This is a genomic window from Mesorhizobium sp. P5_C1, assembly GCF_054049815.1.
In genome coordinates this window covers 1-3,690 of the sequence record NZ_JBFULQ010000532.1, presented here as the reverse complement: position 1 = coordinate 3,690, position 3,690 = coordinate 1, and the positions used below count along the sequence as shown (strand labels likewise).

Sequence of the window (3,690 nt, the reverse complement as noted above, 5' to 3'; positions counted from 1 at the left end):
GAAATGTCTGGCCGAGCAACCGTTCCGATGGCGCCCGTTCCCTCACAAGGTCGGTGAAGCAAAGCAGAAAGTCGCCGCCATTGAACAAATCGCGCACGAATGAAGTCATCGGCACGATCTCGGCAAGAAGCCAAAACGATCCGCCACGGGCAATGACTTCCGGCTCGGCCCGAGACACTCCGTCCGGTGCGCTTGAGACTGCAGCCTCGATCATCCGCTGCAGGCGGGAATCGCTCTCCCGATCCGCTGCGTGGATGCGGCCGTGGCGGACCACAAGGCCGGAACCGAACAAAGCATCCGCATGCTCGTTGCAACGCATGAGGCAGCCACGACGATCAAGCAGCGCGGCGCCAAAATTGAACTGGTCAAGAACAGCCAGCGTCGGGTCCAGTGAAACTTCCCAGATCTTCTCGGCAAGGCTGATGATCCGCCTCAGATCCGGCACCACGCGCAGAAAATGGTCCGCCTCGGACAAATCGAAGGCCCCGCTGCGGGCATCGCGGAACATCGACAGGAACCACTTGTGTTTCTTCACCACAAAGTAGACGGCTGCCCACCACTCGCGGTGCCCAGGGAGCGCTATTTCCTGATAGTAGGGCAGAAACCTCCTCTCCTCGGGCGTGGTGACTTCGTCCTCGACAGTGAAGCAGGTGGCGGGTTTCGCCAGCAGCCTCAACCTCTCGCAACGAGGATCGGGAGCACCTTCGATGTTCTTGAGCCAGAGCGCCGAAAATTCAGCATGTTCCGTCGAATCCGGCGCCGGTGTGGTCCGCTTGCGCTGGTCGCTCCGGAAAGGGTGGGTGTCGTCACAGACGCGGATGACACAACTCGTAGCGCCTAGGGCATCGGCAAGGTTTTGAAGCGCCTTCGGCCACCGCCCAAATTCGAAAGCGGCGTCGTAGCAATCCTCGATTGCGGGCGCGATTGCCCGATTGGCAGCCATTTGAGTGTAACCATGATGATGGATGTCCCATCACACACTTTCAACCTAACACAGATCCGGCAAAACCTGGAATGGCCGGCAGAATGCCCGCGAATTCGGTATCTCCTAGCGTCGAGGGCAGAGCTAGTTTCGTCCAGCTTCGCCTCAATGCGGCCTCGATCAGCGCGTCGCTGATCGCGGAGGGCCGCGCACAAGGCGGAAAGAGTTCTAGCAGCCGAAGCCGAATCTCCAGTGCCTCGTTCATGCCGCGTCCTTCCTTTCGCCGCCCCCCTCGATGTCCTTGACCGGCGAGCCGCCCTTCGGCACCAGGCCTTCCTCCTCTTCGTCGAGGAGTTCCGGGACGTCGTACACATCGATCGAGGAGAAGTCCGAGTCCGGATCGGCGGCGACGCGCTTGCGGGACTCCTCTGGCGAGATCACGCCGGTGTCGATCAGGATCTGATCGCGCTCGGCCTTGGTCTTTTCAACGTCGGCCGCTTCTTTCTCGTCGGTCTCCTCAAGCTTTTCAAACTCGAAGTCGATGCCGTCGTCGGGCTTGCCCCACAGCGAGATCATCACTAGCCCCATGAGGAAGTGCAACGGATGCCGGAACAGATGTTCCTGGAATGAGTGCACATAGTCGTTGAACGAGCGAAGCTCGCCTTCGGACGAAGCGTTTAGCCCCGCCGGCTGGGTGCCGAGCAGCTTGACCAGCGGAATGTGGCTGACCGACGCCATGTGCTCCTGCGACTGCGCTTGGAGCATGTCGAGACCGGACAGAGGAGCAGAGACGTTCTTGAAATCTTCCGTGTCCTTGTCCACCATCATCAGGCCGCGATTGGACCGGATCAGGTTGAACAGCTCGGCGCGCTTGAAAAGCTGATCGCCATCGGCCTGCAGCGTCTCGCCGAGATTGGTGGCCAGCAGGAAAACGCTGAACATCGAAATGATGTCGCTCACCGACTGGCGCGTCTGCAGYCAGTTGTCGACATAGGGCTTCACCATCTGCGACAGCGACAGGCCGCCGAACGAATAGGTCGGCTTCAACAGGTCGGGCACTTCGCGGCCGATGAAGGTGATCAGCCGCGACGTGTGGACGATCTTGGCCTGCACATACCAGCTATCGGGCCGATACCAGTTGTCTTTCAGCGGATCGTTCGAGTTGTAGGCCGTCGGATAGCACCACACCGCCTCGACGGTGCGCAGCGCCTCGATGGGCTTGTTAGCGAATTTCGCGACGCTCAGCTTGTCCCAGCCGGTCCCGATCGGCTTTTGCATCTCGTCGGGATTATCGGTGTCGCCGGTGTCGATGTAGATGTGACCGCGGCCGAAGAAGCCATCCTGCTCAGCGGCGCGGCAGAACAGGTCGCGCACGTTGAGGCGTTTGAACTCGGCCTCCAGCTCCTTGATCTTGGTCGACTTGTCCTCACCGTCGTTCGAGGTGAAGCGTATCCACTTGCGCGTCATCTCGCTGGCGATGGTCTCGGAGATCACCCGGTATTCCGGGCGCTGCGCCAGTTCCGACAGATAGGCATAGCCAAGGAAGGTGATGCCCTCGGTGAAGAAGCCGTTCAGGGCAAAGCCATTGGCCCAGGTCTGGACGCCGCCGATGGCGCTGTCCATGGCGATGCCTTTGCCCTCAGGCACAACGCCCGCCGGGTGCTGCGGCATGCTGAACACCTGCACGCGCGGCGCAGGTGCGTCCTTCTGCGCCCGCAGCGCCGACAGCATGGCATCCGAGATGCGGATGGGCGCACGCGCGCCAGGAGGAGCTGCGGCCGGCGGCGGGACCGGCGGGGCATCCGCGACAGGCTTGTGGCGGAACAGTCCGCGCATTGCGCGGCGAAGCTTCCTGATCATCGGTGCGCCGGCTGGGCAGCGCGGCGAAGAACGTCGTCGCTGATCACCATAGCCCCCTTGATGTTGAGCAGCCTCGTAAAGGCCCCGGAAGATGCGTCGACCTGGTCCATAAGCTTGCCGGCCGGGAAGATGCAGAGTTCGTCGAGATAGAGTTCGTTCCACTCGCCTTCGACGATGGAGACGTTGCCGTATTCGCACTGCGCCGAGAACGGCTCGGCGCGCGTGATCTTGTCACCGGTTTCACCCTCGGCATGGACCTTGTAGCCGGCGAGGTCGGCGACATAGTCCTGCACCTGGGCCTTGCCCGCCTGCCCCGGATCCTGCGGCAGGCTGATGTGCACCCCTTTACCGTCGAGCGCGGCTTGCGCCTTGATGGTCTTGCGGACCGACTTCCCTTCCTCGCGCAGAGTGACGACGTGGCCGACGTAGTAGTGGCCGTCGGCATCGCGGCCGAGCTTGACGCCAGCGGTGCGTGCGCCAGTGCCGCCTTTCGTGCCGGCCAAGTCCCAATGGCGGACCCAGACCGTGCCCCTTGGGGCTTGCCGGACGAACTTGCCATCGAACCAGGAGCGCTTGAACATGCCGCCTTCGCGTGGCGCCGGCCGCTGCTGGAACTGCCCCGCCGAAGCGTAGCTGCCCATAATCTTCTTGTCGCGTTCGACGACATGCGCCGGGAAGCGCTCGGGAAACAGCAATTCGCCGTCGACCTTGCGAGGATCCTCGAACCCGATCGAGGTGAAGCACTTGCGCTCGGGCTCGAACTCCATGGGGAGCATGACGTGCTCATAGCCGTAGTCGTTCGCGATGACGACGCCTGAGACGTCGTCTTCGTGCAGCCGCTGCATGATCACTATGATCGCCGACGAATCGGGGTTGTTCAGGCGGGTCGGCAGCGCTTCGTGGAACGT

Annotated in this window: 4 protein-coding genes; all 4 read right to left on the bottom strand. The window is 62.0% G+C overall.

Annotated features, from left to right (window positions below):
- Positions 1 to 676: hypothetical protein (locus ACXJ7R_RS27315; RefSeq protein ID WP_457154537.1), on the bottom strand; the 676-nt coding region annotated here is incomplete at its 3' end.
- Positions 677 to 983: 307 nt separating this feature from the next.
- Positions 984 to 1,187 (bottom strand): hypothetical protein, encoded by a 204-nt coding sequence (locus ACXJ7R_RS27310; protein WP_457154536.1) that lies wholly within the window; start codon positions 1,185 to 1,187, stop codon positions 984 to 986.
- Positions 1,184 to 2,758 carry a DUF1073 domain-containing protein gene (locus ACXJ7R_RS27305; RefSeq protein WP_457154535.1) on the bottom strand — a complete coding sequence of 525 codons (1,575 nt, stop codon included), beginning with the start codon at positions 2,756 to 2,758 and terminating at the stop codon, positions 1,184 to 1,186. The genes ACXJ7R_RS27310 and ACXJ7R_RS27305 overlap by 4 nt, the downstream gene beginning before the upstream one ends.
- Positions 2,759 to 2,778: 20 nt before the next feature.
- Positions 2,779 to 3,690: phage terminase large subunit (gene terL / locus ACXJ7R_RS27300; protein ID WP_457154534.1), on the bottom strand; the 912-nt coding region annotated here is incomplete at its 5' end.

Bases quoted from the DNA above. Each gene is read 5' to 3' on its own strand.
- ACXJ7R_RS27310 (WP_457154536.1), bottom strand. From the start codon at position 1,187: ATGAACGAGGCACTGGAGATTCGGCTTCGGCTGCTAGAACTCTTTCCG.